At 71.7% G+C, this 26,693-nt stretch carries 24 protein-coding genes and 2 pseudogenes; 20 read left to right on the top strand and 6 right to left on the bottom strand.

Annotated features, from left to right (window positions below):
• The first annotated feature begins 5 nt into the window (after window positions 1-5).
• Together JRG78_RS12455 and JRG78_RS12450 are read left to right on the top strand one after the other, a co-directional pair.
• Window positions 6-1,103: a LacI family DNA-binding transcriptional regulator gene (locus JRG78_RS12455; protein ID WP_272653445.1), complete on the top strand. Its 1,098-nt coding sequence runs from the start codon at window positions 6-8 to the stop codon at window positions 1,101-1,103.
• 52 nt (window positions 1,104-1,155) lie between these two features.
• Window positions 1,156-1,440, top strand: a complete 285-nt coding sequence (locus JRG78_RS12450; RefSeq protein WP_259606970.1) for a tryptophan synthase subunit alpha — start codon at window positions 1,156-1,158, stop codon at window positions 1,438-1,440.
• Between the two features lie 109 nt (window positions 1,441-1,549).
• Here JRG78_RS12450 and trxA read toward each other — a convergent pair whose 3' ends face one another.
• The 3 genes from trxA to JRG78_RS12435 form a co-directional block, all read right to left on the bottom strand.
• Complete coding sequence (gene trxA / locus JRG78_RS12445) at window positions 1,550-1,873, bottom strand: thioredoxin (RefSeq protein ID WP_259606968.1); 324 nt, start codon at window positions 1,871-1,873, stop codon at window positions 1,550-1,552.
• A 70-nt stretch (window positions 1,874-1,943) separates the two neighbouring features.
• The gene (gene trxB, locus JRG78_RS12440; protein ID WP_272653444.1) at window positions 1,944-2,918 is read right to left on the bottom strand and encodes a thioredoxin-disulfide reductase; all 975 of its coding nucleotides are present in this window, start codon (window positions 2,916-2,918) and stop codon (window positions 1,944-1,946) included.
• A gap of 87 nt (window positions 2,919-3,005) precedes the next feature.
• Window positions 3,006-5,102: a DUF6049 family protein gene (locus JRG78_RS12435; protein ID WP_272653443.1), complete on the bottom strand. Its 2,097-nt coding sequence runs from the start codon at window positions 5,100-5,102 to the stop codon at window positions 3,006-3,008.
• A gap of 88 nt (window positions 5,103-5,190) precedes the next feature.
• Here JRG78_RS12435 and JRG78_RS12430 point away from each other — a divergent pair, with 88 nt between their 5' ends.
• Complete coding sequence (locus tag JRG78_RS12430) at window positions 5,191-6,744, top strand: DUF7059 domain-containing protein (RefSeq protein WP_272653442.1); 1,554 nt, start codon at window positions 5,191-5,193, stop codon at window positions 6,742-6,744.
• Between the two features lie 38 nt (window positions 6,745-6,782).
• Window positions 6,783-7,031, top strand: a pseudogene (locus JRG78_RS12425) (LLM class flavin-dependent oxidoreductase); the annotation flags it as partial.
• A gap of 45 nt (window positions 7,032-7,076) precedes the next feature.
• Here JRG78_RS12425 and JRG78_RS12420 read toward each other — a convergent pair.
• The gene (locus JRG78_RS12420; RefSeq protein ID WP_010079214.1) at window positions 7,077-7,466 is read right to left on the bottom strand and encodes a heavy metal-responsive transcriptional regulator; all 390 of its coding nucleotides are present in this window, start codon (window positions 7,464-7,466) and stop codon (window positions 7,077-7,079) included.
• Between the two features lie 107 nt (window positions 7,467-7,573).
• Here JRG78_RS12420 and merA point away from each other — a divergent pair, with 107 nt between their 5' ends.
• A complete protein-coding gene (gene merA, locus JRG78_RS12415) occupies window positions 7,574-8,998 on the top strand; it encodes a mercury(II) reductase (protein ID WP_272653441.1) in 1,425 nt (474 codons plus the stop codon).
• A 369-nt stretch (window positions 8,999-9,367) separates the two neighbouring features.
• On the opposite strand, the pseudogene JRG78_RS12410 reads toward merA, so the two are convergent.
• A pseudogene (locus JRG78_RS12410) lies at window positions 9,368-10,093 on the bottom strand (hypothetical protein); the annotation flags it as partial.
• A gap of 253 nt (window positions 10,094-10,346) precedes the next feature.
• Between JRG78_RS12410 and JRG78_RS12400 the strand changes: the two are divergent.
• From JRG78_RS12400 to JRG78_RS12380, 5 genes are all read left to right on the top strand, one after another.
• Window positions 10,347-11,009 (top strand): hypothetical protein, encoded by a 663-nt coding sequence (locus tag JRG78_RS12400; protein WP_272653439.1) that lies wholly within the window; start codon window positions 10,347-10,349, stop codon window positions 11,007-11,009.
• Between the two features lie 82 nt (window positions 11,010-11,091).
• Window positions 11,092-12,519 (top strand): CCA tRNA nucleotidyltransferase, encoded by a 1,428-nt coding sequence (locus JRG78_RS12395; RefSeq protein WP_272653438.1) that lies wholly within the window; start codon window positions 11,092-11,094, stop codon window positions 12,517-12,519.
• A gap of 117 nt (window positions 12,520-12,636) precedes the next feature.
• Window positions 12,637-13,968: a GAF domain-containing protein gene (locus JRG78_RS12390; RefSeq protein ID WP_272653437.1), complete on the top strand. Its 1,332-nt coding sequence runs from the start codon at window positions 12,637-12,639 to the stop codon at window positions 13,966-13,968.
• Between the two features lie 148 nt (window positions 13,969-14,116).
• Window positions 14,117-15,667: an acetaldehyde dehydrogenase ExaC gene (gene exaC / locus JRG78_RS12385; protein WP_259606950.1), complete on the top strand. Its 1,551-nt coding sequence runs from the start codon at window positions 14,117-14,119 to the stop codon at window positions 15,665-15,667.
• A gap of 116 nt (window positions 15,668-15,783) precedes the next feature.
• Window positions 15,784-16,242, top strand: a complete 459-nt coding sequence (locus tag JRG78_RS12380) for a DUF779 domain-containing protein (protein ID WP_272653436.1) — start codon at window positions 15,784-15,786, stop codon at window positions 16,240-16,242.
• On the opposite strand, the gene JRG78_RS12375 is transcribed toward JRG78_RS12380, so the two are convergent.
• The gene (locus tag JRG78_RS12375; protein WP_272653435.1) at window positions 16,202-17,332 is read right to left on the bottom strand and encodes a hypothetical protein; all 1,131 of its coding nucleotides are present in this window, start codon (window positions 17,330-17,332) and stop codon (window positions 16,202-16,204) included. The two genes, JRG78_RS12380 and JRG78_RS12375, sit on opposite strands and share 41 nt — an antisense overlap.
• Before the next feature lie 89 nt (window positions 17,333-17,421).
• Here JRG78_RS12375 and JRG78_RS12370 point away from each other — a divergent pair, with 89 nt between their 5' ends.
• From JRG78_RS12370 to JRG78_RS12325, 10 genes are all read left to right on the top strand, one after another.
• A complete protein-coding gene (locus JRG78_RS12370; RefSeq protein WP_272653434.1) occupies window positions 17,422-18,399 on the top strand; it encodes a glycosyltransferase family 2 protein in 978 nt (325 codons plus the stop codon).
• On the top strand, window positions 18,396-19,781 hold the full coding sequence (locus tag JRG78_RS12365; RefSeq protein WP_272653433.1) for a polysialyltransferase family glycosyltransferase: 1,386 nt from the start codon (window positions 18,396-18,398) through the stop codon (window positions 19,779-19,781). Before JRG78_RS12370 ends, JRG78_RS12365 begins: the two co-directional genes overlap by 4 nt.
• The gene (locus tag JRG78_RS12360) at window positions 19,778-21,034 is read left to right on the top strand and encodes an acylneuraminate cytidylyltransferase (protein WP_272653432.1); all 1,257 of its coding nucleotides are present in this window, start codon (window positions 19,778-19,780) and stop codon (window positions 21,032-21,034) included. The genes JRG78_RS12365 and JRG78_RS12360 overlap by 4 nt, the downstream gene beginning before the upstream one ends.
• Window positions 21,035-21,184: 150 nt before the next feature.
• Window positions 21,185-22,057 carry an N-acetylneuraminate synthase family protein gene (locus tag JRG78_RS12355; RefSeq protein WP_259606941.1) on the top strand — a complete coding sequence of 291 codons (873 nt, stop codon included), beginning with the start codon at window positions 21,185-21,187 and terminating at the stop codon, window positions 22,055-22,057.
• On the top strand, window positions 22,054-23,430 hold the full coding sequence (locus JRG78_RS12350) for a DUF6716 putative glycosyltransferase (protein WP_259606940.1): 1,377 nt from the start codon (window positions 22,054-22,056) through the stop codon (window positions 23,428-23,430). The genes JRG78_RS12355 and JRG78_RS12350 overlap by 4 nt, the downstream gene beginning before the upstream one ends.
• Before the next feature lie 112 nt (window positions 23,431-23,542).
• A complete protein-coding gene (gene rpsF / locus JRG78_RS12345; protein ID WP_259606939.1) occupies window positions 23,543-23,908 on the top strand; it encodes a 30S ribosomal protein S6 in 366 nt (121 codons plus the stop codon).
• A 5-nt stretch (window positions 23,909-23,913) separates the two neighbouring features.
• Window positions 23,914-24,402: a single-stranded DNA-binding protein gene (locus JRG78_RS12340; protein ID WP_259606938.1), complete on the top strand. Its 489-nt coding sequence runs from the start codon at window positions 23,914-23,916 to the stop codon at window positions 24,400-24,402.
• 86 nt (window positions 24,403-24,488) lie between these two features.
• The gene (rpsR, locus tag JRG78_RS12335; protein WP_040168021.1) at window positions 24,489-24,743 is read left to right on the top strand and encodes a 30S ribosomal protein S18; all 255 of its coding nucleotides are present in this window, start codon (window positions 24,489-24,491) and stop codon (window positions 24,741-24,743) included.
• Between the two features lie 11 nt (window positions 24,744-24,754).
• Window positions 24,755-25,207: a 50S ribosomal protein L9 gene (gene rplI / locus JRG78_RS12330; protein WP_259606937.1), complete on the top strand. Its 453-nt coding sequence runs from the start codon at window positions 24,755-24,757 to the stop codon at window positions 25,205-25,207.
• Window positions 25,208-25,286: 79 nt separating this feature from the next.
• Window positions 25,287-26,321 (top strand): GAF domain-containing protein, encoded by a 1,035-nt coding sequence (locus JRG78_RS12325; protein WP_272653431.1) that lies wholly within the window; start codon window positions 25,287-25,289, stop codon window positions 26,319-26,321.
• The last annotated feature ends 372 nt before the right edge of the window (window positions 26,322-26,693 follow it).

Genomic DNA, 26,693 nt, shown 5'->3' with positions numbered 1-26,693 from the left:
GAGCGATGACATCCGAGCGCTCCGCTCCGCCCACCATCTCCGAGGTCGCCGCCGAGGCCGGCGTCGGCCGCTCCACGGCGGCACGCACCCTCGGCGGATACGGCTACGTCAGCCCGGAGGTCAGGGAGCGCGTACTGGCGGCGGCCGAGCGGATCGGCTACCGGGCCAACGCGCTCGCGCGGAGCATGTCGACCGGGGTCAGCCACACCATCGGCGTCATCGTCGCCGACATCGCCAACCCGTTCTTCGGCGGCGTGGTGCGGGGCATCTCTGACGCCGCGCGGGCGCGCGGCTTCGACACGCTGGTGATCAGCACCTACGAGGAGCTGGCGGAGGAGGTCGCGGCGACGAACGTGCTCATCGACAAGCGCGTGGACGGGATCATCGTGGCGTCGACCGCTCTCGACGCGGCATCCGCCGACCACCTCGAGCAGGCCCGTGGGCACGGGATCCCCGTGGTGCTCGTCGACCGCGCCGTGCCCGGGCTGGACGTCGACGCCGTCGTGATCGACAACCGCGCCGCGGCGCGGAGCGCGGTCGAGCGGCTGATCGACGCCGGGCACCGCCGCATCGGGTTCGTCTGGGGACCGCCGGTCGACGAGCGGCCGCGCCGCCGTCGCGAGATGGTCGAGCTTGCGGCGCGCAACCTGTGGACGGACGGCGAGCGTCTGCAGGGGTACCTGGACGCGCTGGACGACGCCGGCATCCTGTACGACGCCGATCTCGTCATGGTCGGCGCCAAGACCGAGGAGCACGCCCGCGACGAGGTGGCGCGGATGCTGGCGCTGCCCGACCCGCCGACGGCGCTGTTCTGCACGGAGACCGACGCGATGACCGGCTCGCTGCGCGCGCTGCGCGAGGCGGGGCTGCGGGTGGCCGCGGACGTCTCGCTGATCGGGTTCGACGACAGCTCCTGGGCGGCCGTGATGGAGCCGCCGCTGACGATGATCGAGCAGCCGATGCTGGCGCTCGGGACCCGCGCGGCCGAAGTGCTGTTCGCGGCGATCGACGGCGAGGCGGCACCCGGCGGTCTGCACACGCTGGAGACGCGGTTCATCGAGCGGGCATCCGTCGCCGCCGTGCCGGTGGCCGAGCGTCGGTGATCGCCCCTGCCTCCGCGGCCCTCGTGTCCGCGGTCGCGCTTAGGCTGGAACGGTGACCCCGTTCCCCCGCCGCGCCAGCCTGGAGGTGCTCCGCGCCGAGGCCGGCGACGAGCGCGCCGTGCTGGTGCACGAGCGGCTGCGGCACGGGCAGGACCCGTGGGACTTCATGTCCGAGATCCCCTCGGTCGACGAGCTCGTCGTGCTGCTGCTGCGCGCGGACGTCGTCGCGGCCCGGGGCGGGAACGTGCGCGATCGCGGCTGGAACGACGGCATCCTGCGCCGCATCGCCCTGGAGTACCCGGAGCTGACCCCCACGGTCTGGCGGATGCTGGGCTGACGGCATCCCGACGCGACGAAGCCCGCCGCCGGGAGGGGCGACGGGCTTCGGAAGGGCGTTTCGTCTCACCCGCCCGCGGCGGGTTCGCTCAACGACCGGAAAGGCCGGGTCAGCGGAGGAAGTCCGCGAGGTCCTGCTCGAGGGCGAACTTCGGCTTGGCGCCGATGATCGTCGTCTTGACCTCGCCGCCCTGGAACACCTTCATGGCGGGGATCGAGGTGATCTGGTACTTCATCGCCAGCTCGGGGTTCTCGTCCACGTTGAGCTTGAGGATGGTGATCTTGTCGGGGTTCTCGGCCTGGATCTCGTCCAGCACCGGCGCGACCATGCGGCACGGTCCGCACCACGCCGCCCAGAAGTCGACCAGCACGGGTCCCTCGGCCTGGAGCACGTCCTGCTCCCAGGTGGCCTGGCTCGTTGCCTTGGCGGTCATGGAATCTCCTTGCTCGGTATCGGTTGACGCCTGCTACAACAGCCGTCGGGCGGGATGTGTTCCCCGCGGGTCAGGCGGTGATGATCTCCGCGGCCTCGGCGGCCGGGACCTCGACGGATGAGTCCTCCAGGTCGGCGAGGAAGTGCTCGGCGTCCAAGGCGGCGACCGTGCCTGAGCCGGCGGCCGTGACGGCCTGGCGGTAGGTGGGGTCGATGACGTCGCCGGCGGCGAACACACCCGGCACGGACGTGCGCGAGGAGCGGCCGTCCACCCGGATCGTGCCCTCGGGCGTCAGCTCGAGCTTGTCGTGCACGAGATGCGTGCGCGGGTCGTTGCCGATCGCGACGAACAGGCCGTCCAGCGGCAGTTCGCGCAGCGATCCGTCGACCGTGGAGCGCAGCCGCACGCCGGTCACCGCGGTGTCGCCGAGGACCTCCTGCACCTCCGTGTTCCAGATGAACTCGATCTTCTCGTTCGCGAAGGCGCGCTCCTGCATGATCTTCGAGGCGCGCAGGGTGTCCTTGCGGTGGATGACGTACACCTTCGAGGCGAAGCGGGTGAGGAAGGTCGCCTCCTCCATCGCGGAGTCGCCGCCGCCGACGACAGCGATCGTCTTCTCACGGAAGAAGAAGCCGTCGCAGGTCGCGCACCACGACACGCCGTAGCCGGACAGCCGCTCCTCGCCCTCCACGCCGAGCTTGCGGTAGGCCGAGCCGGTCGCGTAGATGAGGGTGCGGGCTTCGTGCACGGTGCCGCTGCCGAGCGTGACCTTCTTCACCGGGCCGGCGACCTCGAGCTCGGTGACGTCGTCGTAGACGACCTCGGTGCCGAACCTCTCGGCCTGCTCCTGCATCTTGGCCATCAGCTCCGGGCCCTGGATGCCCTCCGGGAAGCCGGGGAAGTTCTCCACCTCGGTGGTGTTCATCAGCTCACCGCCGACCTCGACCGAGCTGGCGATGAGCAGCGGCTTCAGGTTCGCGCGTGCGGCGTAGATGGCCGCCGTGAATCCCGCGGGGCCGGAGCCGATGATGATGACCTGACGCATGTGCTCTCCTTGTCACGGGGCGCTCCCCGCATCGCCTGCTTCAACCCATGGTAACGGCGGGGCATTCCCGCGACCGGGCGGGTGACGTCAGGTTCCCGGCGGGTTCCCGGGTGCCGGTTCCTCCGCCTGCCGCGCCTCCCGGCGCTTGCGCAGCACGGTGCGGAGCACGCCCAGGCCGAGCAGCACCACGATGATGCCGCCGAGGACGACCAGGCCGATGCCCTCCCAGTCGGCCCGCAGCGTCACCCGCGCGGACTGCGGCACGTCGATCGGCACCCCGGTCGGGCTGTGCAGGCGGAACTCCACCCGCAGCTCTCCGCTGGCGACCCGGGCCTCCACCGGCACGGTCACCCGCGTGTTGCTGGCGGCGAGGGCCTTCACCTCGGTGGTGCGCTGCACCTTCAGCCGCGGGTCGCTGGGCTGCGTGGTGAGCGTCACCCGCACCGGCCAGGGCAGGTCGTTGCGCACCCACACCGGCAGCGGCGCCGCCGCGGTGAACAGCTGGATCGCGGACGGCTTCTGAATGCTCACCGCGCCCAGCGTCGCACGGGTGGACTCGCGGTGCGTCTGCAGCGCGACGGCGAGCTCCTCGTCGGTCGGGCCCACGCCGGTGAGACGCAGGATCCGGATGCGCTCCGGCACCAGCATCAGCTCCGGCTCCTCGAGCACGGAGGAGAACGGGACCAGCTTCTGCTCGTCCTCGAGCAGTGCGGTCAGGGCGGCCTTCCGCTCGGCATCCGGCTCACCCGTGAGCTTGACCGCGGCCGGCGCGGCGGAGCGGACCGCGGCCAGGCCGGCACCGGGGGTGGCGATGCTGGTGAGCGCGGCGCGCAGCGCCTCCGCGGTGCGGGTCTCGGAGCGGTCGAGGCCGACCAGCACCGGTGCCCCGGAACCGGAGGCGAAGAAAAGATGCCCGGCGGCGGCGGCCAGATCGCGGTCGCGCACGGCATCCTCCGTCTCCTCCACCGCGGCGGAGAGCCGGGCCGAGGCCCGGGCATCCGTCACCAGCAGCTCGCGCGCGCCCACCGCGGCGTGCCCGCCCGCATACCCGTCCACGGACGTGGACGGCAGCACCGTGGCGACCTGGTCGCCGAGGTACGCGCCGAAGGCGGCCAGATCGCCGTCGGTCACGTCGGCCGTGGGCCACAGGATGCCGGGGTCCGCGCCGCGGATGGCGGTGAGCTCGGCGGCGTCCGGTAGCGCCGGGTCGTCGGCATCCGTCCCCGGCGTCGCGGAGGGCGACGGCGTCGGGGTCGGCGATGCGGAGGCGAAGTCGGCGGGGTCGAGCAGCGCCGTGAGGTCGCCGGGCTCGAGGAGCGCGGGCCGGCCGGTCTGCGCCTGCACCGTGGCATCCGCATCGGCGAAGAGCAGCGTGAACGTCTCGTTCGGCAGGGCCTCCAGACGGGCCAGCCAGTCGACGGCCGACGCCGGTGCGCGCGTGCCGAGCCGACGGACGGATGCCGCGATCGCCGGGTCCACCGCGATGACGGCGCTCGTGCCGCTCACCGCGTCCAGCTGCTGGGTCAGCGCGCCCTCCGGCTCGGTGAGCTCGGCGAGCTCGTCCGCGGTGAGCAGCGAGCCGTCCTCGGGCGTGGCCGTGATCGGCACCATCACCGCGACGGCGGGCGCGGCGGCCGGGGGCACGGTGACGACCGTGGTGGCGGTCAGCTCCGCGGGCATGGGATCGCCCTCGCCGTCGGCCGTCGACCCGGTGAGCGTCGCGCGCACCGGGTACACGCCGGGTGCGCTGAGGCCGAGGTCGGCCGTCGACACCACGATGCTCGAGGACGAGGTCGACCCCTCCTCCACCGCGGCGGTCGGCTGGTCGGCGACGGCGTCGAGCCGGGCATCCGTCGACCCTTCGTCGAGCCAGGCGTCGAGGGCGGCGCCATCGGCGAGCGGGGTGCGGGAGATCTCGAGCCGGATGCTGCCCGCGCTGAGCGTCGTGCCGGCCGGCGTCTCGAGCGTGACCGTGGCGAGCATCGGCGCTCCGGCGGTGACCGTGGTGCCGGCGTTCAGGTGCATCTGCGCCGTCGCAGCATCCGCGGTCTCGTCCTCCTCGGTCGCGGCGACCGCCGGGGTGCCGCCGAACACGATCCCGCCGACGACGAGCACCGCCGCGAGGCGGCTCAGCAGCCGCTGCGCGCGCGTGCGCAGGCCGGATCGGGGGATGGTCGCGGTCATAGGATCTTCCTCGAACACCCCGGGGAGGTGAGTGTCGACGGTCCCGATTCTAGGCGGCACGCCCCTCGAAACCCTGAAGGCGCGTAGAGTGACGGCCGTGCCGGACCGTGCTCAGCCCCGCCCCGACGAACGGCTCGCCCTCGCGCTCGCCGCCGATCTCGACGCGTGCGACTTCCGCTCCGATCCGCTTCGCCGACTGTGGGGCGCGGAGGCCGACGACGCGCTCGCCCGCGGACTGCGCGAGCCGATCCTGCGGGCGCTGGCGCTGCGCGACGATCCGCTGCCGACCCTGGGTCGGCTGTTCGTGCTCGGCATGCCGCAACCGCTCGCCGCGGTGGAGCGCGCCCTGCAGCGGCTGGGCGTCGACGGGCTCACCGCCCTGGGTCTGGCGCGCATCGACGGCGCGAAGGTGGTGCCACTGGCGGTGATCCGGCCGCAGTCTTTCGTGGACGCCGACGGCGTGGGCGAATGGTGGGTCGCGAGCGATCTCGACGAGGTCGCGCTGGGGCGTGCGCTGCCGGCGGACCACGTCCTCGGCGTCGGCGGCGCCTCGCGCACGCTCGCCGAGATCCTCGTGCCGATCACAGTGGATCGCGCCCTCGATCTCGGCACCGGATGCGGCATCCAGGCCCTCCTCGTCTCCCGGCGTGCCGGCACGGTGGTGGCGACCGACGTCTCCGAGCGCGCTCTCGCATACGCCGCGTTCAACGCGCAGCTGAACGGGGTGCGGAACATCGAGTTCCGGCACGGCAGCATGTTCGAGCCGGTGGCCGGGGAGGCGTTCGACCTCGTCGTGTCGAATCCGCCGTTCGTGATCACGCCGCGGGCATCCGGCGTGCCGAACTACGAGTACCGCGACGGCGGGCTCGTCGGGGACGCCCTCGTCGAGCGGTTCGTCCGCGAGGTGCCCGCGCACCTGGCTCCCGGCGGCATCGCGCAGCTGCTCGGCAACTGGGAGTCGCGTGCGGAGGGGGCTTCGAGGACGATCGACGCTTCGGCGGGCGCCGCGTCCGGGCTGAACCGCGTCGCGACCTGGGTCGCCGACGATCTGGACGCCTGGGTGGTCGAGCGCGAGGAGCTGTCGCCGCTGGCGTACGCCGAGCTCTGGATCCGCGACGGCGGCATGCTGCCGCGCGACCCGGGTTTCGTCACCCTGCTCACCGCCTGGCTGGACGACTTCGCCGAGCGCGGCGTCACCGCGGTCGGCTTCGGCTACATCCTCCTTCGCCGCCCCACCGCGACGGATGCCGCGCCGTTGCGGCGCTTCGAGCACGTCGCCCAGCCGGTGTCGGGCGTCGGACGGGCGCTTCGCGACGGCCTCGCCGCTCACGACCTCCTCGCCTCGGGCATCCCGTCCGTGCTGCACGTCGCGGCGGACGTGACCGAGGCCCGCCACCACCTGCCGGGGGAGGACGACCCGAGCGTCATCGAGCTGCGCCAGGGCGGCGGCTTCGCGCGCACGGTGCCGGTGGACCCCGCGCTGGCCGCCTTCGTCGGAGCGTGCGACGGCGAGCTCACCGTGTCGCAGATCGCCGCGGCGCTCGCGGAGCTGTTCGACGTGCCGCTGCCCGAACTGTGGGCGGATCTCGAGCCCCGCATCCGCACCCTCATGCTCGACGGGATCCTCGTCCCGGCATCCTGAGCGGAATGCCTGGCGTGCTGTATGCGTTCGCATAGATCATGAGAGCTTTCGGATTCCTCTCCTTCGGGCACTACGCCGACGTGCCGGGTTCGGTCACGCGCACCGCCGGCGACATGCTGCGCCAGACCATCGAGATCGCGGAGGGCGCCGACGAGATCGGCGTGAACGGCGCCTACGTGCGGGTGCATCACTGGGCGCGCCAGGCGGCATCGCCGATGCCGCTGCTGGCCGCGATGGCCGCCCGCACCTCGCGGATCGAGGTGGGCACCGGGGTGATCGACATGCGGTAGCGCATGTCGGGGTTGTGGCGTTGGTGCGACCGGCTCTGCCGTTTACAGGTACCGGCAGACCTGGTCCGCGCTGCACGAGTCGGGGTCGGGCTGCGCGGCGTCGCGTCTGAGCTCGGTGATGGTGTCGCGCAGCGCGGCGAGCTGGGCGATCTGCTGCTCGATCTCGGCGAGGCGTGCGTCGAGGAGGTCGCGCACGTGCTCGCAGGGAGCAGCGCCGTCGTCGCGGATGTCGAGGATCTGGCGGATCTGGGCGAGGGTGAGGCCCGCGGCCTGGCCGCGGTGGACGAAGTCGATCCGGGCGGCCGTCTCGGGCGCGTAGTCGCGGTATCCGGACGGCGTGCGCTCGGCCGGCGGCAGCAGGCCCTGCTCCTCGTAGAACCGCAGCGTCTTCGCCGTCGTTCCCGCCCGCTCGGCGAGTTCCCCGATGCGCATCGCAGGCCCCCTCTTCTTTCGGCAGAAGTCCTCTTGACCTTCCCCTGCACTGGAAGGTCCAGTATGGCTGAGACAGACCGGAAGACCAAGTGTTGACAGGAGCTGCGATGCCCACGAAGTACGACCTCGCCATCATCGGATCGGGCGGTGGTGCGTTCGCCGCCGCGATCCGCGCGACCACGCTCGGCAAGTCGGTGGTGATGATCGAGCGCGGGACGCTCGGTGGCACCTGCGTGAACACCGGCTGCGTGCCGTCGAAGGCCCTGATCGCCGCGGCCGACGCACGGCACTCCACGGCCGACGCCGCCGACCGGTTCCCGGGGATCGCGACGACGGCGGGGCCAGTGGACATGCCCGCCCTGATCGCCGGGAAGCAGGCGCTGGTCGAGTCGCTGCGGGGCGAGAAGTACGCCGACGTCGCCGACTCCTACGGTTGGGCCGTCCGCCGCGGCGACGCCGCGTTCGCCGGCACCCCCGACGCACCGGTCCTCCAGGTCGCCGGGGACGACGGCAGCACCGAGACGATCGAGGCCGGGCACTACCTGGTCGCGACCGGCTCTCGGCCGTGGGCCCCGCCGATCGACGGCCTGGACGAGACCGGGTACCTGACCTCGACCACGGCGATGGAGCTGACCGAACTCCCTGAGTCCCTGCTCGTGCTCGGCGGCGGCTACGTCGCTCTGGAGCAGGCGCAGCTGTTCGCCCGGCTCGGCTCCCAGGTCACCGTGCTGGTCCGGTCCCGGCTCGCGTCGAAGGAGGAGCCGGAGGTGTCCAGGACGCTGGAGGAGGTGTTCGCCGACGAGGGCATCCGGGTGGTCCGCCGCGCGCTGCCGACGCGGGTGTCCCGCGACGCCGCGACCGGGCAGGCCGTCGTCACCGCGGACGTCGCCGGCGGGCGGGAGGAGTTCCGCGCCGACCAGGTGCTCGTCGCCCTCGGACGACGACCGGTCACCGACGGGCTCGGCCTCGACAGGGTCGGGGTCGAGACCGGGGACCTCGGCGAGGTGGTCGTCTCCGACCGGATGCAGTCCTCCCACCCGCGGATCTGGGCCGCGGGCGACGTGACCGGCCACCCCGAGTTCGTCTACGTCGCCGCCCACCACGGCACCCTCGTCGCCGAGAACGCGTTCGCCGACGCCGACCGGGCCGTGGACTACGCCCGACTGCCGAGGGTGACGTTCACCGGCCCGGCGATCGGCGCGGTCGGGATGACCGAGAAGGACGTCGTCGCCGCCGGGATCCGCTGCGACTGCCGCGTCCTGCCCCTGCACCACGTGCCCCGCGCACTGGTCAACCGCGACACCCGCGGCTTCGTCAAGATCGTCGTGGACGCCGACACCGGGAAGATCCTCGGCATCACCGCCGTCGCCAAGGACGCCGGCGAGCTCGCCGCCGCCGGGGTCCACGTGCTCGGCAAGACGGTCGCCGAGGTCGCCGACGCCTGGGCCCCCTACCTGACCATGGCCGAGGGCATCCGGATCGCCGCCAAGGCCTTCACCACCGACCCGTCGCTCCTGTCGTGCTGCGCGTGAACGCGCACGCAGACAATCGGGGGGAACGCTCAGCTGGGAGAGGAACAGACGATGAGCGGCGATAAGGACCACGACTCGCATCGCGCGGGCGTGCTTGTCGGTGCTGGGACGGGCTTGCTCCTGTTGGCATGCTGCGCGCTTCCGCTGCTGATCTGCTGCGGCCTGCCTCTCCTCGCCGCGGGCGGAGCCCTCGCAGGTATCGGAGGTTTCCTCGGCAACCCTTGGCTCATCGGTGCCGGGATCGCAGTCGGGGTGGCCGTCACAGCGGCGATCGTCCTCCGGCGACTGCGGCGGCACCGACGTCGCTCGACCGGCTGCTGCGGCAATCGTTCGACTACTGACCGGGGTCAGTAGTTCGAGTGGCTCCAGTCATCGTCGCCAGTTCGGCCACGTCGGCATCCCGCGACCCTTCCAGGTCTCCACGAGGCCAGCAACCCAGCGGACGGACGCGAAGACCCCGTAGCCGGCCGCCGCGAGGCCCGCGGCGATCACGAGCCAGCGCCCGATCCCGAGCCACACGCTACCGTCCACGTCCAGCGCCCACTGAGCGCCGGTGATGAGCCCAGCGATGCCCATCCAGAGCCCGGCGACGACCACCACCACCGGCAGGAGTGCGAGGCACATCGCGGCGGCGGCCGACCAGAGCTGACGGGCCTCCAGCTTCGCCGTGGCAGCGATGATCCGCTCGGCGCGCTCGTTCGATGCGTCGAGGTTTGCCGCGATCGTGGCAGACGCCTCCCCGGCGACCTGTTCGACGGCCTTCACGACTCGCTCCTCGGTGCGCTTTTCGATCCGCTGCACCGCGCCGCCGACCTGGCTGACGAGCTTCTGGTTCGCCGCGGCCTGCGCCTTGAGCCCCTCAATCGCCGATGCCGTAGCCGCGTGATTCCTCTGCGCCTCCGCGACCAAGCTCTGCGACGCGGCGTTCAAGCTCTCGCCGTTGAGACTCTGCGCGAACTCGCCTGCGGATGCCGCGCGATCGCGAGAGCACCGAACCCGAGGACGCTGTGGCGCAGCGGCAGTTCTGGGGGCGGGTCGCCGCGATCGTGGCGCTGGCGTCGGCCTTCGTTGCGCTGTCCGCCTTTGCGAACGCGTTCGTCGCCAGTATCCCGGGGGCTCTCGACGTGGTCCGCCTGTTCGGCGTTCCTGCCGGTGCCACCCTGGCCATGCTCATCGCCGCCGATGCCGCCACACTCGCCGAGACCCAGGCGGAACGCCTCAGCCTCCGAGCGTCCGCAACGAGAAGGACCTGGACCGGATTCGGACGGCGATCACGCGTATTCCAGGACGCATCGACCCGCATCCGACGGTGTCTCTGATCGTCCAGGGCGGACTCGCGGGGGCGATCGTGATCGCGCTGTGCTCGTGGATCGCTCACACCCTCGTGCCCCACGCCGGGGCGACGGTCGTCTTCGCCGTCTTCGCAACCATCGTCACCGCTTTTGCGGTGGCGACCGCTGTGCAGGTGATCCCCGCGGCGCTGCAGGCACGGGTGCTCGACGCCGTTACGGTGCCCCTGCTCCCTGCACTGATCGCGGTGGTTGTCGTCCTCGAAGGAGCGACGGTGTCGATGTCGGCAAGTACCGGCAGTGACCTCGCGCGGTACTTCGCCGGTGTCGTGTACGGGCTTCTGATCGCCGTCCCCGCAGTGGTGACTGTGGCACTTCTCACCCTGCCCCGGGGCCCGAAGCGGGTCTCGCCGCCGGTGCTGGCGTACGCGCGGGCGGGTCTGTGCGCGCGGGCCGAGCGGCTGGCGCAGTCCACACCGAAGGCGGAGCCCGAACCGTGGCGGATCTTCGCCACCGTCAGCATCGTCATGAGCATCGTCCCGCCGGTGGCCGTGGTGCTCGCTCTGATCGCCACCTGGCAGCGGCGCGGGCGAGGGGACACCGGCCGCGCGCTGATCACCGGCGCCTGGACCACGATCATGGTCGCTGCGCTCCTGGAAGTCGCGCTTCTCGTGCTGCTGCCGTTCTACGGCGCCGCGCTCGGCTGGTTCACACTCCGCTGACTGCCGATGCCTCGGCGCCCGGCGGGCCGTTCCCGGCATCCGCGCGCGGGTCCCGCTTCCGCACCCCGGTACCCTGGAACCCATGCTCAACATGGCCGACGGCCTCGCCCGTCTCGGCGCGCTCGCCGAGAACCCGGTCGTCGCCACCCTCTCGCGGGCGTTCGCGGATGCCGGCTTCGAGCTGGCGATCGTCGGCGGTCCGGTGCGCGACGCCCTGCTCGGCCGGGTGACGCACGACCTCGACTTCACCACGGATGCCCGTCCCGACGACATCCTGCGGATCGTCACCCCGATCTCCACCGCGCAGTGGGACATCGGGCGGGCGTTCGGCACGATCGGCGCGCGGGTCCAGGGCGAGCAGGTCGAGATCACCACCTACCGCGCCGACAGCTACGACGGCGTCACCCGCAAGCCGGTCGTCGAGTTCGGCGACAGCATCGAGGGCGACCTGCTCCGTCGCGACTTCACCGTGAACGCGATGGCCCTCCGGGTTCCCGACATCAAGCTGGTCGACCCGGCCGGCGGCGTCGAGGACCTCCTCGCCGGCACCCTGCGCACCCCGATCGATCCCGAGGTCAGCTTCGGCGACGACCCGCTGCGGATGCTGCGCGCGGCGCGCTTCAGCGCCCAGCTCGGCTTCGGCGTCGAGGAGGCCACCGAGCGCGCGATCGAGAAGCTGCGCGGGACGCTGAGCATTGTCAGTCCGGAGCGGATCCAGGGCGAGCTCGTGCGGCTGATGCAGACGGACGACCCGGTCCGCGGCATCCGCGTGCTGGTCGAGACCGGGCTGATCGAGGAGTTCCTCCCGGAGGTCAGCGCCCTGCGTCTCGAGGTCGACGAGCATCACCACCACAAGGACGTCTACGAGCACTCGCTCACCGTGGTGCGCCAGGCGATCGAGCTCGAGCACCGGCGCAACCCGGGCGCGGCCCCCGACGTGCCGCTGCGCTTGGCCGCGCTGCTGCACGACATCGGCAAGCCGCGCACCCGCAAGCTCGAGCCCGGCGGCGGCGTCACCTTCCACCATCACGACGTCGTCGGCGGCCGGATGGCCCGCAAGCGGATGCAGGCGCTGCGGTTCGACGGCGAGACGACGGATGCCGTGGCGAAGCTCATCGAACTGCACCTGCGCTTCTTCGGCTACGCGGAGGGCGCCTGGACCGACAGCGCCGTGCGCCGGTACGTGCGCGACGCCGGGGATCTGCTCGAGCGGCTGCACATCCTGGTCCGCGCTGACGTCACCACCCGCAACCGCCGCAAAGCCGCCCGGCTCGCTGCGGCCTACGACGACATCGAGCGCCGGATCGTCGAGCTGCGCGAGCAGGAGGAGCTGGACAGCATCCGCCCCGAACTCGACGGCAACCGGATCCAGGAGATCCTCGGCATCCCGCCGGGGCGCGAGGTCGGCGAGGCGTACCGCTTCCTGCTCGATCTGCGGCTCGACGAGGGCGTCATCGGCCCGGACGCCGCCGAGCAGCGGCTCCGGGAGTGGTGGGCCGCCCGCGGCTGACCGAGGCTTTCAGCCCTTGGCCGGCCGCCCGCTTCGAGCGGCGGGCGCCGGAGGGTCCGCGGCCTGTGGCGGCGACTTAGACTGGGCACACCGCCGTCAGCGCCGATGGGAGCAGCCGTGGCATCCCCGTGGTCCTCGTCCCGCGACATCTCGCCCGAGGCGTCGCGCCTGCTGATCGAGCGCGCGCACGAGGAGCTGGTCGCGGGCAACTTCGAGGACAGCCGCCTGCAGCAGGTGCGTCCGCTCGTCCGCGCCTCCTGGGAGCGGGCGTGGCGCAGTCGCGTCGGCGCCGAGGGCCTGCCGCCGCTCGACTTCACCCGCGAGGCGCTCGAGGAGTACCGCCGCGGGCATCCGCTGGCCGGCGCCATGGACCTCATCCGAAACCTGCTGCTGCCCGGCTCCGCCGAGGACTCCGGCGTCATCGTCGCGGTCGGCGACCACGCCGGCCGGCTGCTGTGGGTGGAGGGCGATCTGCGGCAGCGGGTGCTCTCCGGCGACATGGGCTTCGTCGAGGGGGCGAACTGGTCGGAGGCGTCGGTGGGCACCGCCGCGCCCGGCACCGCGATCGCGCTCGGCGAGTCGGTGCAGATCCACCAGGCCGAGCACTACAACCGGCTCGTGCAGCCGTGGTCCTGCACCGCGGCACCGGTGTTCGACCCGGAGACCCGGCGCATCCTCGGCGTCATCGACGTCACCGGCGGCAGCGAGGCGGTCACGCCGCAGGCGCGGATGCTGGTGGACGCCACCGTCCGCGCGGTCGAGGCCGAACTCCTCGTCGCCCGGCTCCGCGCCCGCGCCGAGGCGCCCGGAACGACCGCCCCCCGCGCCGGCGGGCGCCGCCACCAGGAGCCGGAACGTGCGATGCTCCAGGTGCTCGGGCGCGACCGCGCACGCCTCGAGGTCGCGGCATCCGACGCCGAGACGGTGATCGAGCTCAGCGCCCGGCACGCCGAGATCCTGCTCATGCTCGCCGTGCATCGCCAGGGCGTGTCGGCGGAGCGGCTGAGCGAGCTGGTCTACGGCGAGGACGCGTCGCCGGACACGCTGCGGCCAGAGATGGTCCGGCTGCGGAAGGTGCTCGAGCGGCTGTCTCCGCAGCTGGTGCCGCAGTCGCGCCCCTACCGGCTCGCGATGCCGCTGGAGACGGATGCCCAGAACGTGCTGTCCCTGCTCGACCGCGGTGCCCACCGGGTGGCGCTGTCGGCGTACCCGGGCCCGGTGCTGCCCGACTCGGTCGCGCCCGGCGTGGAGGAGTTCCGGCAGACGGTGCAGGCCACCCTGCGCGAGACGATGCTGACCGAGGCGAGCGTGGACGTGCTGCTCGCCTACGCCGACATCCCGGAGGGCGCCGAGGACCTCGAGGTGCTGCGGCTGTGCCTGGAGATGCTGCCCGCGCGCTCGCCGAAGCGCGCCGGGCTGGTCAGCCGCATCCAGCGCCTCGGCGGCTGACCCGTTCGAATCGCGGGAAGGGCCCAGCGCCCGCAACCGGATGCAACGTTGCGCACCGGGCCGCAACGTCGCGCGGCCTATCGTCGACCCACACGGAACCTGCGGCGCGGATGCCGCGGGCAGTCGAATGACAGTCGAAGGAGACGCCATGACCATCGTCGAAGAGAGTGTGTCGACCGCGTACGCCGCCCCCGGGCAGCCCGGGTCGATCGCCCAGTACCGTCCGCGCTACGGCCATTACATCGGCGGCGAGTTCGTCGAGCCGGTGAAGGGCCAGTACTTCGAGAACATCAGCCCGGTCAACGGCAAGCCGTTCTGCGAGGTCGCCCGCGGCACCGCCGAGGACATCGACCGCGCCGTCGATGTCGCCTGGAAGGCGTTCGAGACGTGGGGGAGGACCAGCCCCGCGGAGCGGGCCGTCATCCTGAACCGCATCGCCGACCGCATCGAGGAGAACCTGGAGCGGATCGCGGTCGCCGAGACGTGGGAGAACGGCAAGCCGGTGCGCGAGACGCTCGCCGCCGACATCCCGCTCGCCGTCGACCACTTCCGCTACTTCGCCGGCGTTCTCCGCGCCCAGGAGGGCGGGATCAGCCAGCTCGACGAGAACACGGTGGCGTACCACTTCCACGAGCCGCTCGGCGTCGTCGGGCAGATCATCCCGTGGAACTTCCCGATCCTGATGGCGACGTGGAAGCTGGCCCCGGCGCTCGCCGCGGGCAACTGCGTGGTCATCAAGCCGGCCGAGCAGACGCCGGCATCCATCATGTTCCTGTTCGACATCATCGGCGACCTGCTCCCCGCGGGTGTGGTGAACATCGTGAACGGGTTCGGGATCGAGGCGGGGGCACCGCTGGCGCAGCACAAGCGCATCCGCAAGATCGCGTTCACCGGCGAGACCACGACCGGCCGACTGATCATGCAGTACGCGTCGCAGAACATCATCCCGGTCACCCTGGAGCTCGGCGGCAAGAGCCCGAACGTCTTCTTCGAGGACGTCGCCGCCTCCACCGCCGATCCGTTCTACGACAAGGCTCTCGAGGGCTTCACCCTGTTCGCGCTGAACCAGGGTGAGGTGTGCACGTGCCCGTCGCGCGCGCTCATCCAGCGGTCGATCTACGACTCGTTCCTCTCCGACGGGCTCGAGCGCGTCTCGCGCATCAAGCAGGGCAACCCGCTCGACCCGGAGACCATGATCGGGGCGCAGGCGTCCAACGATCAGCTGGAGAAGATCCTGTCGTACATCGCCATCGGCAAGGAAGGCGGCGCGAAGCTGCTCGCGGGCGGGGAGCGCGCCGACCTCGGCGGCGACCTCAGTGAGGGCTACTACGTGACCCCGACGGTGTTCGAGGGCACGAACGACATGCGCATCTTCCAGGAGGAGATCTTCGGCCCGGTGCTGTCGGTGACGAGCTTCAGCACCTTCGACGAGGCCATCTCGATCGCCAACGACACGCTGTACGGGCTCGGCGCCGGAGTGTGGAGCCGCAACGGCGACACCGCCTACCGCGCCGGACGGGCCATCCAGGCCGGCCGCGTCTGGACGAACACCTACCACCAGTACCCCGCGCACGCCGCGTTCGGCGGGTACAAGCAGTCGGGTGTGGGCCGCGAGAACCACCGGATGATGCTCGAGCACTACCAGCAGACGAAGAACCTGCTGGTGTCGTACGCCGAAGGTCCGATGGGCTTCTTCTGATCCGCATCCACCCCTGCGTTGAGCGAGCGAAGCGAGACGAAACGCACCCGGACGGAGGCGTTTCGTCTCGTCGCTTCGCTCCTCGCTCAACGACCGAACGGCGAAGGGTCGTCAACATGGTCAGCATCGGCGCCTATCAGCGGGTCGACGTGACGGATGCCGCGGCATCCCTCATCCGCGACCTGACCGCGCAGCACGGGCCGCTCATGTTCCACCAGTCCGGTGGATGCTGCGACGGGTCGTCCCCGATGTGCTACCCGGTCGGGATGTTCCTCGTCGGGCCGAGCGACGTGCTGCTCGGCCGTCTCGAGATCGAGGGGATCGACCCGATCGAGGTCTACATGTCGGAGGCGCAGTTCGAGTACTGGAAGTACACGCACCTCACCATCGACGTCGTCGAGGGGCGCGGTGCCGGGTTCAGCGTCGAGGGCCCGACCGGCAAGCGGTTCCTCATCCGCTCCCGGATGCTCGACGAGGCCGAGCTGGAGCACTTCGGGCTCCGCGACCGAACCGGGCTCCATCACGGAACCGGAGTCAGTGGTCGAACTGCATCCACACCCAGCCGACGATCATGAGGATGAACACCAGGATCGTGATCCACGAGGTGCTCTTCTTCAGCCGCCGCCCTTCCGGCGCGACCCCGGGAGGGGGCGGCGTGATCATGCCGGCGGGCGGTGCGAACGGCAGGGGCGGCTGCGGCCCGGCATCCGTCGACGCGGGAGGGGCGGATGCCTGGGCCGCACGCAGACGCTCGTCCCGCCACCGCGCCCATTGATCGAACTTGGTCATCAGCGCCCCGACGATCCCGAACAGCCACGCCCAGGTCGCCGGGTCGGTGGTGGACACCGGGCGGCGCATGTAGAGGAACATCCAGTCGTCCACGATCTCGACGTCGAGCTCGGCGGCGTGGTCGATGAAGCGCGCCATGATGTCGGGCGTGAACAGGTAGAGGGCGTCCTGCTCGTAGCCGCGCGGGCAGTACAGCGTGAAGTACCGGTCGAAGTCGCCCTCGAGCGAGAGACGCTGATCCTTGGAGAAGGAGGCCGGCAGGTTGGAGCCGAGGGTGTTGTTGCCGACCGCGTCGAGGACGATGTTCGGCAGCGGCACGTCGAGCCTCACCGCCACATAGCCCCAGTGGTACGTGGTCGAGCTCTTGCCGTGCTTCACCGTGTACTGGTAGTTCCCGAACTCCACGAAGCGCGGGTGGAACCCGCGGACCAGCGAGGTCGACATCCGTCCCGAGCCGTGCTGGAAGATCATGCCCGGCAGCTGCGGATCGGCGATCCGGTCCTCGTAGACCATGTTGTTCGCGGCGGCGAACCGGGCGATCCGGTAGCGCTGCTCCCGCCGTCGGCGCCAGGAGAGGACCCCGAACACGGCGCCCCCGACGATCGTCAGTGCGAGGAGCAGGATCGGCACCACGGCGAGCGCGGAGAGGTCGCCGCCGTGGCTGAGGACGGTGGCGAGCACCACGGTCATGGCGCCGACGACCGGCAGGGCGACCGCGACCACGAACACCGCGGCGATGACGGTGAACACCACCCCCGCGGTGGACGGCGGGGTGCGCCGCCTCATCTCCCGCGCGAACTCGGCGACCGCCCGCGGATCGACCGGTTCGGTCAGCGGACGGGCGTCGAAGGGGACGGCGGGCGGCTGCGGATGCATGGGCACAACGGTACCCGCGCGCCCCGCCCGTCACTCCCCGTTCACCTCGGCGTCGCGCTCGCGTCACACGGCCTCGGCACGATGACCCGGTGCCCGCGCCGCTCGTCACCGTCATCGTCCCCGCGAAGGACGCCGGAGCCTACATCGGCACGGCGCTGGAGACGCTCACCCGCCAGTTCGACGACCCGTCGGCGCTGAAGCTGGTCGCGATCGACGACGGGTCCACGGATGCCACCGGCGCGCTCATGCGGCAGTACGCGGCGCGCTTCGATCACGCCGAGGTGATCCGCAACCCGCATCCGCGCGGCCTGGCGACCGCGCGCAACCAGGGACTCGCGCACGTCGAGGGGGAGGCGTTCTGTTTCCTCGACGGCGATGACTGGATGCAGCCCGCCCGCCTGCCGGTGCTCGCCGCGGCGCTGCGAGACCTCGGCTGCGACTTCGTGCGCACGGATCACGTCACCGTGAAGCGGACGGAGCGCAGGCTCGTGCGCGCGCCCTTCACCGCCCGCGGCGTGGTCGCCGACCCGCGCACGGCCGTGCTCCCGGTCGACGACAAGAGCATGGTCGACTACCCCTACGCGTGGGCCGGCATGCTGCACCGGAGGGTGCTCGATCGCGGCCTGGCCGGCTTCCGCGACGGGCTGTTCACCGCGGAGGACCGCCCCTGGATCTGGCGGCTGCACCTGCACGCCGACTCGTTCGCGGTCGTCGACGCGCCCCACCTGCTGTACCGCCGCGGGCTCAGCGACTCGCTCTCCCGCACCCTCGATCGTCGCCAGCTGCACTTCACCCGCGCCATGGGCGAGGTGCTCGACCTCGTCGACGCACATCCCGAGGCCGGCCGCTTCCGGCCGAAGGCCGTGTTCTCGGCACTCGCCCTGAGCGCGCACCACCTCGTGCGCGCCCGGCGGATGCATCCGGCCGTGCGGCGCGAGATGCGCACCGGCATCCGCGGCCTGCTCGCGCGGCTGCCGCGCACCGAGACGCACGCCGCGCTCGCCCGCCTGGACGGCCCGCGCCGGCGGGTGCTCGCCGGGGTGCTTCGTCAGGCGGTGCCGGCATGATCCAGCTCTTCGCGCTGCACAGCCCCTACGGCCTGATGACCGCCGCCGCCGCCATCGACGCCGGGCTGCTCGGCGCCTCCTCGCGCCGCATCCTCGTGCCGATGAACACGGCCGCCGTGCCGGAGACCGCCCTCGACATCGCGACGGCCCCGCGGTACGCGACACTGCGCGCCCGCTTCGACGCGATCCAGCCGCTGAATCCGCTGGTCGATCCGCGCCACCCCACCGCATGGACGCCCGATCCGCAGGACCTGCCGCTGCTGGAGCGGCTGTTCTCCCGGGCCTTCGACCTCGGCGACGCCGAGATCGAGCTGTTCGCGCAGTCCCCGCAGGTCGCCCCGGCGCGCACGCTGATGACGATGTTCTCGCGGGCTCGGCTCGGCGTGATCGGCGACGGCCTGATGACGTACTCGCCGACGCGGAACCGGATGCCTCGGCAGGTGACCGAACGGGTCGCCCGGGTCGTCTACCCGGACGTGGTTCCGGGCGTCGAGCCGCTCGTGTTCGCCGAGGCCGGTGCCGCACGCGTGCCGGTGCCGCCGGAGGCGTTCGGCCGGGTGCTGCACGAGGCGGGCGAGGCGGTGCCGGATGCCGCGCTGGATGCGCTCGCCGGCGACGACCGCCGCACCGGCCTGGTGATCGGCCAGTACCTCGGCGCCCTCGGGCTCGTCGGCGCGGCAGAGGAGACCGCCCTGCAGGTCGCGATGGTCGAGCGGCTCGCGGATGCCGGAGTCGAGCGGGTCGTCTTCAAACCGCATCCGTCCGCCCCTCCCGCACTCGCCGACGCGCTGGCCGCGAGCGCCGCGCACCGCGGGATGGCCTTCGCGGTCCACGACGGCGACCAGCCGGCCGAGCACGCCGCTCTGCGCCTGGGCGTCACGGACGTCGCCGCGTGCTTCTCCACCGCTCTGCCGACCCTGCGCGCACTCTCCGGCATCCGGATCCACGCGGTGGGCACGGATGCCGTGCTCCGCCGCCTCAGCCCGTTCGAGAACAGCAACCGCATCCCCGCGGTGATCGTCGACGCGCTCACCCGGCCCGTCGGCGACGGGACCGGCGGCGACGGGACCGGCGGCGACGAGCCGGGACGGCTGCAGCGGCTGGTCGACGCCGTCGGCTACGCCATGCAGCCGGAGATCTGCGCGCACCTGCGTCCGGGCGCGGAGGCGTTCCTCGCCGCCCTGCCGGCCGCGGAACGGGAGCGGTACGTCCCGCCCGAGCGCCTGCGCCGGCTCGGCCTGCCGGGGGCACCGGCGCCGACCGTGCTGCAGCGCGCGCTCGCACCGCGCGGGGGCATCGGGCGGCTGGAGGAGCTGCGGCTGACCGCGGCCGGAGCACGCCGGCGCGCGCGCCGCGTGTGGAAGGCGGCGACCGGACGATGACCCCCGGGACGACGTCCGACGCCGTGTCCGCGGGACCGGCCGCGCCGGCCGGGCTCACCGTCGCGATCATCCCGGCGCGCGGCGGCTCCCAGGGCGTGCCCGGGAAGAACCTGCGCCGCGTGGGAGGGACGCCTCTCGTCGAGCGCGCCGTCCGCGCCGCCGCGGCCGCCGGCGTGGACCTCGTCGCCGTCAGCACCGACGACCCGGGGATCGCCGGCGTCGCCGCGGCGGCCGGCGCCCGCGTGATCGACCGCCCTGCCGCGCTCGCCGGCGACACGGCCTCGTCCGAGAGCGCCCTGCTGCACGCGCTGGACGAGCTCGAGGCGAGCGGCACCCGCGTCGGCACGGTCGTCTTCCTGCAGGCGACGTCCCCGTTCATCCCCGCGGACGCCCTCGCCCGGGCGATCGGCGACGTGCGCGACGACCGCTTCGACAGCGTCTTCTCCGCGCATGCGACGTACGGATTCCTGTGGCGAAGGGATGCCGGGGCCGAGGCCGTGGCGATCAATCACGACGCCGCGCACCGGCCGCGGCGGCAGGATCGGGAGCCGCACTACCTGGAGACGGGAGCGTTCTACGTCTTCTCCGCGGAGGGCTTCCGCCGCGCCCGGCACCGCTTCTTCGGCCGCGTCGGCATCGCGGAGGTGCCCGAACGCACCGCGATCGAGATCGACGACGAGCATCAGCTCGCGCTCGCCGAGGCGCTCGCGGGAACCCTGGACGCCCCGGCATCGGCGGCATCGGCGGCGTCTGGCGGGGCATCCGTCCCCGCGCCGATCCCTGCGACGGCCCTCGTCACCGACTTCGACGGCGTGCACACCGACGACACCGCCACCGTCGACAGCGAGGGGCGCGAGTCGGTGCGCGTCAGCCGCGAGGACGGCTTGGGAGTGTCCCGGCTGCGCCGCGCCGGCATCCCGATGCTGATCCTGTCCACCGAGCAGAACCCCGTGGTCGCCCGCCGCGCGGACAAGCTGCGGGTGCCCGTGCGGCACGGCGTCGACGACAAGGCGGCCGCCCTCGCCGCCTGGGCGGACGAGCAGGGCATCCCGCTCGCGGACATCGCCTACGTCGGCAACGACGTCAACGACCTCCCCGCCCTCGCCCTCGCCGGCTGGCCGGTCGCCGTCGCGAACGCGCACCCCGCCGTGAAGGACGCCGCCCGCGTCGTCCTCACCCGCCGCGGCGGCGAGGGCGCCGTCCGCGAGGTGATCGAGCGGATCCTGCTCGCCGCCGCCACCCCCGCCCCCTGACTTTCGAATCGCGCGATCGGTCCCGAAACCGGCCGATTCACAGCAGTTCAGGCGATTCGAACGGACTGGTCGCCCGGCGGTCACCGACCCGACCCCGGGGGTTCACCTCCGGTGCGTAGACCGGTGGGACACAGCGAACGGAGGGCTGTCATGACCGTCAGCATCGGAAGCCGGGTGATCGGCGGGGGTCGCCCCACCTACGTCATCGCCGAGATCGGCCTGAACCACAATGGCGACGTCGAGATCGCCAAGAAGCTCATCGACGTCGCCCGCGCCGCGGGCGCGGACGCGGTGAAGTTCCAGAAGCGGACGCCCGAGATCGCCACCCCCGAGCACATGCGCGACGTGCCGCGCGAGACGCCCTGGGGCACCATGAGCTACCTCGACTACCGCCGCCGGGTCGAGTTCGACCGCGACCAGTACATCGAGATCGGCGACCACGCCACGATGGCGGGCCTGCACTGGTTCGCCTCGCCCTGGGACGTGCCCAGCGTCGAGTTCCTCGAGGACCTCAACGTCGTCGCGCACAAGGTGGCATCCGCCAGCCTCACCGACGCCGAGCTGCTGCGCGCCCTGCGCGACACCGGCAAGCCGGTCATCCTCTCCACCGGCATGTCGACCATCGACCAGATCGACCGCGCCCTGGACACGCTCGGAACCGACCGCACCATCCTCATGCACGCCACCTCGACGTATCCGATGGAGGCGGGCGAGGCGAACCTGAAGATGATCGCCACGCTCCGCGACCGCTATCCCGGCGTCCCCGTCGGCTACTCCGGTCACGAGCGCGGCCTGCAGATCTCGCTCGCCGCCGTCGCGCTCGGCGCCGTCGCCGTGGAACGGCACATCACCCTCGATCGTGCGATGTGGGGCTCCGACCACGCCGCCTCCCTGGAGCCCGGCGGCTTCGAGCGCCTGGTGCGCGACATCCGCGTCATTGAAGAGGCTCTGGGTGACGGCGTGAAACGGGTCTACCCCGGCGAGCTGGCACCGATGGCGAAGCTGAGGCGCGTCGTCGCATGACGTTCCGCGGCAGCCGTGAGCGCCGCCTGCGCGTGGTGGCGATCGCCGACGCCGACTCCTTCGTGAAGTGGTCGGCGCACCTCATCGACCGTGTCCCCGACATCAGCAGGCACCTGCTCCTCGTGCGCACGCCGCTCACGGTGAGCGAGGCGCAGGAGCAGGCTGCGCTCGCCGGCACCCGGTTCGCGGGGGATCCCGCATCCGTCACCCGCATCGACTTCGGACGCGTGGCCTCGTGGCTGGGCGCCGACCGCCCGGACGTCGTCGTGCTCGCCGGACGCGGGCCGTTCGTACGGCTTCTCGGGCGCGAGATCGACCGCCTTCCGGCGCGCCCGGTCGTGGTGAGCGGGCTGCCCGGCATGTCCATTCCCGCCCAGCGCGGCGCGCTGGACTACCGCCGGCACAGCGATCTGCTCGTCGTGCACTCCTGGCGCGAGGTGGCCGCGTTCACGCAGCTCGGACGGCGCATCGGCGTCGACGTCCCGATCGCGCTCGCCACGCTGCCGTTCGCGCGGCGGACGGATGCCGCAGGCCAGCGCGTCCGCGGCACCGAGGCCGATCTGCTGCACACGCCAGGCACCGACCTCGTCTTCGCCGCGCAGGCCCTGGTCCCGGCCACCCGGGGGGAGCGGCTGCGCATGGCCGAGATCCTCCGGCTCGCGGCCGTCGCGGAGCCGTCGAAGCGGGTGGTGGTCAAGCTGAGGTCGCGCCCAGGCGAGGCGGAGACCCATCACGAGCGCGACGCGTACCCCGAACTGCTGCAGGGCGCGCCCGACAACCTCGTGCTCTCGTACCAGCCGATGTCCGAGGCGCTCGCCACGGCGGAGGGGCTGGTCACCGTGAGCTCGACCGCCGCCGTGGAGGCGATCGCCCACGGGGTCCCGGTCATCGCGGTCGACGAGTTCGGCGTGAGCAAAGCGCTCCTGAACCACGTCTTCCGGGGCAGCGGGCTGCTGGGCGGTGCGGAGGACGTGGTGGCCCGACGCTTCCGGCATCCGGATCCGGGGTGGGCGGCCCAGAACTACTTCCATGATCCGCGCGACTCGCAGTGGTGGGCCCAGGTGCGCGGGCTCGTGGCGCAGCGCCGGCGCGGCGAGCTTCCGTCGCGCGTCGTGCCGCGTCCGCGCGGCGGTGCGCTGCACGCCGCATGGCACCGCCGGCTCGTGCTCGGCGAGGAGGACCGCACCCTGTCCGGGGCGCTCGCGGGCGCGGTCGGCGCGCCGCTGGTCTCGGCGCTGGTCGCTGTGCGCCGCCGGCGGGGCGGGACGGATGCCGGGTCCTGGCAGGATGCCGGCAGCGACCTCACCCTGGCACCCACTCCGCTCGCCGAGCCGGTGCGCCGCCGGACCGCCGCATCCCTCGCCATCGGGTAGACTTCTGTGGTTGTCTGCCTTCCGGCATCCGTCGGATGCGGACGACGTGCACAACACCCTCCTGCTTCCGGGAAAGTCCTGGGAGCCGTTCTAGTCCGAAGGAGGTGGGTAAGTGACGCACCAGTACGAGCTCATGGTCATTCTGACCCCCGAGCTGGACGAGCGCCAGGTTGCCCCCAACCTCGACAAGTTCCTGAAGGTCATCACGAACGATGGTGGCTCGATCGACAAGGTCGACATCTGGGGCAAGCGCCGTTTCGCCTACGAGATCAACAAGAAGAACGAGGGCATCTACGCCGTCGTCAACTTCACCGCGACGAGCGAGGCCACGCAGGAGCTCGACCGCCAGCTGAAGCTGAGCGAGCTCGTGTTCCGCACCAAGGTCCTCCGCGCCGAGGAGGCGCAGGCCATGGTCGCCGCTGAGGCCAAGCGCGCCGAGGCCAAGGCCGCCCGCAAGCCCAAGGTCGCGAAGGCCTAAGGCTCATGGCCGGCGAAACCGTCATCACCGTGGTGGGGAACCTCACCGCCGACCCCGAGCTGCGCTACACGCAGAACGGCCTGCCGGTGGCCAACTTCACCATCGCCTCGACCCCGCGGACGTTCGACCGCCAGGCCAACGAGTGGAAGGACGGCGAAGCGCTGTTCCTCCGCGCGTCGGTGTGGCGTGAGTTCGCCGAGCACGTGGCCGGGTCGCTGACGAAGGGCATGCGCGTCATCGCGCAGGGCCGTCTGCGTCAGCGCTCCTACCAGGACCGCGACGGCAACAACCGCACCGCGATCGAGCTGGAGGTTGACGAGATCGGTCCGTCGCTGCGCTACGCGACGGCACAGGTCACGCGGGCCGCATCCGGCGGCGGCGGGCAGTCCCGTCCGCAGCAGCAGGTCTCGGACGAGCCGTGGTCGACCCCCGGGTCGACGAGCGCCGACGCCTGGAGCACTCCGGGCAGCTTCGGCGACGACACGCCGTTTTGATCCATCCCGGTCGTTGAGCGAGGGCCGCAGGCCCGAGACGAAACGCTCATCCGTCCGGAACTCTTCATCTTCTGTAAGGAAATCTCATGGCTGGAAAGTCGAGCGGCGACCGCCGCAAGCCGCGGAAGGGCGCGAAGAACGCCGCCCCCGCGAAGTCGATCCGCGTGGGCGTCATTGACTACAAGGACGTCGCCACGCTTCGCAAGTTCATCTCGGAGCGCGGCAAGATCCGCGCCCGTCGTATCACCGGTGTCTCGGTGCAGGAGCAGCGCCTGATCGCCAAGGCGATCAAGAACGCGCGCGAGATGGCGCTCCTGCCTTACGCCGGCGCTGGCCGCTAAGGAGCACCGACATGGCAAAGCTGATTCTCACGAACGAGGTCGCCGGGCTCGGTAGCGCCGGCGACGTCATCGAGGTCAAGAACGGGTACGCCCGCAACTACCTCATCCCGCAGGGCTACGCGGTCGCCTGGACCCGTGGCGGCGAGAAGCAGGTCGAGCAGATCCGTTCCGCTCGTCAGGCTCGCGCGATCCACGACCTCGACGAGGCCAAGGCCCTGAAGGACAAGCTCGAGGGCACCAAGGTGCGCCTGGCCGTCAAGGCCGGCGCCGAGGGCCGCCTGTTCGGCTCGGTCAAGCCGGCCGACGTGGCCGACGCGGTGGCCGCCGCCGAGCTGGGCTCGATCGACAAGCGCAAGGTGCACATCACCGCGCCGATCAAGTCCACCGGCGAGCACGAGGCGACCATCCGCCTGCACGAGGATGTCACCGCCGTGATCACCCTCCAGGTGGTCGCCGCGAAGTAACTCGCGACGCACGCACCAACGGCGAGAGCCCCCGTCCCCGCGACGGGGGCTCTCCGTGTCTCCGGGTTCGCCGGTCGCCTTGACCCTCGTTCGCCCGGCCACGTATAACGGGCGTATGCGCACAGTCTCACCCGGAAGGCTGCGGTTCGCTGCTGATCTCTCGTGCGCCGAATCCGTGGAGGATCTGACCCGCCGGCTGTACGCGGGCATCGACAAGGTCTTCGATGAGGTCGTCGTCAGATTCGACCTCCTCGACCCCGTCACCCACCGTCCGCAGCTGACATCCGCGCACGGCGTCAGCAGGTTCTTCCTCGCTCGCTACGACCTTCTTGCGCGTGATGAGGATCCCGTGCTGAGCCGTGCCATCGACACCCGGGACCTGGCCTACAACATCGCGATGATGTCCACGGAGGAGTGGGAGGAGTCCGTTCTCTACCGCGAGGTGTTCTCGCTGCATCACATGAGGGGCCTGGTGTACGCGCCGGTCATCGTGTCGGGTGAGGTCATCGGGACCCTCAATCTGGGCCGCGTCGCGGATGCCGCCCCGTTCACGTCCGAAGAGCTCCAGGAGGCCGCGGAACTGGCCGCACTTCTCGGCACGATCATCGAAGGCCTGTGGAAGCGCGGCAGCCTCGAGCGTGAGCTCACGCTGTTCCGGCGTGGCCCTCGCGGCTGTCGGCCCCATCACCGGCCTTCTCCGGAACGTTCCGGGTACCCGGGTACCCCGGGCACGCCTGGCACGCCCGGCACCCCTGGCACGCCCGGCACCCCGGGTACCCCTGGCACGCCGGGTACCCCTGGCACGCCGGGTACGCCGGGAACTCCCGGTGCTCCGGATACGCCCGGTACTCCGGGCACGCCGGGTACCCCTGGCACGCCTGGCGCGCCGGGTACCCCGGGAACCGGCGGCGCCCCCGGTGCCCGCGTCGGTTCGCCCGCGGGTCTGAACACCAGCGCGCGCACTGTTCACCGCTCCGTGCGGCCGTTCGCGACGTCCCGTGCCGGGTCGTCGACCCTCGCCGCGACGGGCGGGGAGGCCACGCCGCTCGGAGCCGCAGTGCTGCTCCTGGTCGCAGGGCTGATGATGCTGGTTCGGGTGCGTCGCAGCGCCTGACCTCGGGTCGAACCAGCTGTGGTGCGGGCACGAAGGGCCCGCACCACAGCCATGCCCGGCGCAGACGCGCCCGGTGTGCGCGGAGTTGACTTTTCCCCGTAGTTGTACACATGCGACAACGCGGCGGCCAACCTTCAATCAGAGCTTTAAGCGGAAATCCGTCCACAGCTTGAGGATCAGAAATACGGCTGGTCACAGCCATAAAAGTTCATCAAAATCTGAGCTGTCCACCGAGTTGTCCACAGTCGTTCTGCACAGACACTCCGAGGTTCTCCGCACGTCTTCCACAGAGTTATCCACAGCCCCTGTTGCACGGGGAAAAGGCCGCTCCTAGCGTGGTCGGGACCGGATGTCGGGAGCTCGTGGTTCCCT

It is taken from the genome of Microbacterium sp. EF45047, assembly GCF_028472845.1.
Classification (GTDB): domain Bacteria; phylum Actinomycetota; class Actinomycetes; order Actinomycetales; family Microbacteriaceae; genus Microbacterium; species Microbacterium neungamense.
Note: the sequence above shows the minus strand (reverse complement) of the source record. Positions and strands in the feature narration are given on the sequence as shown.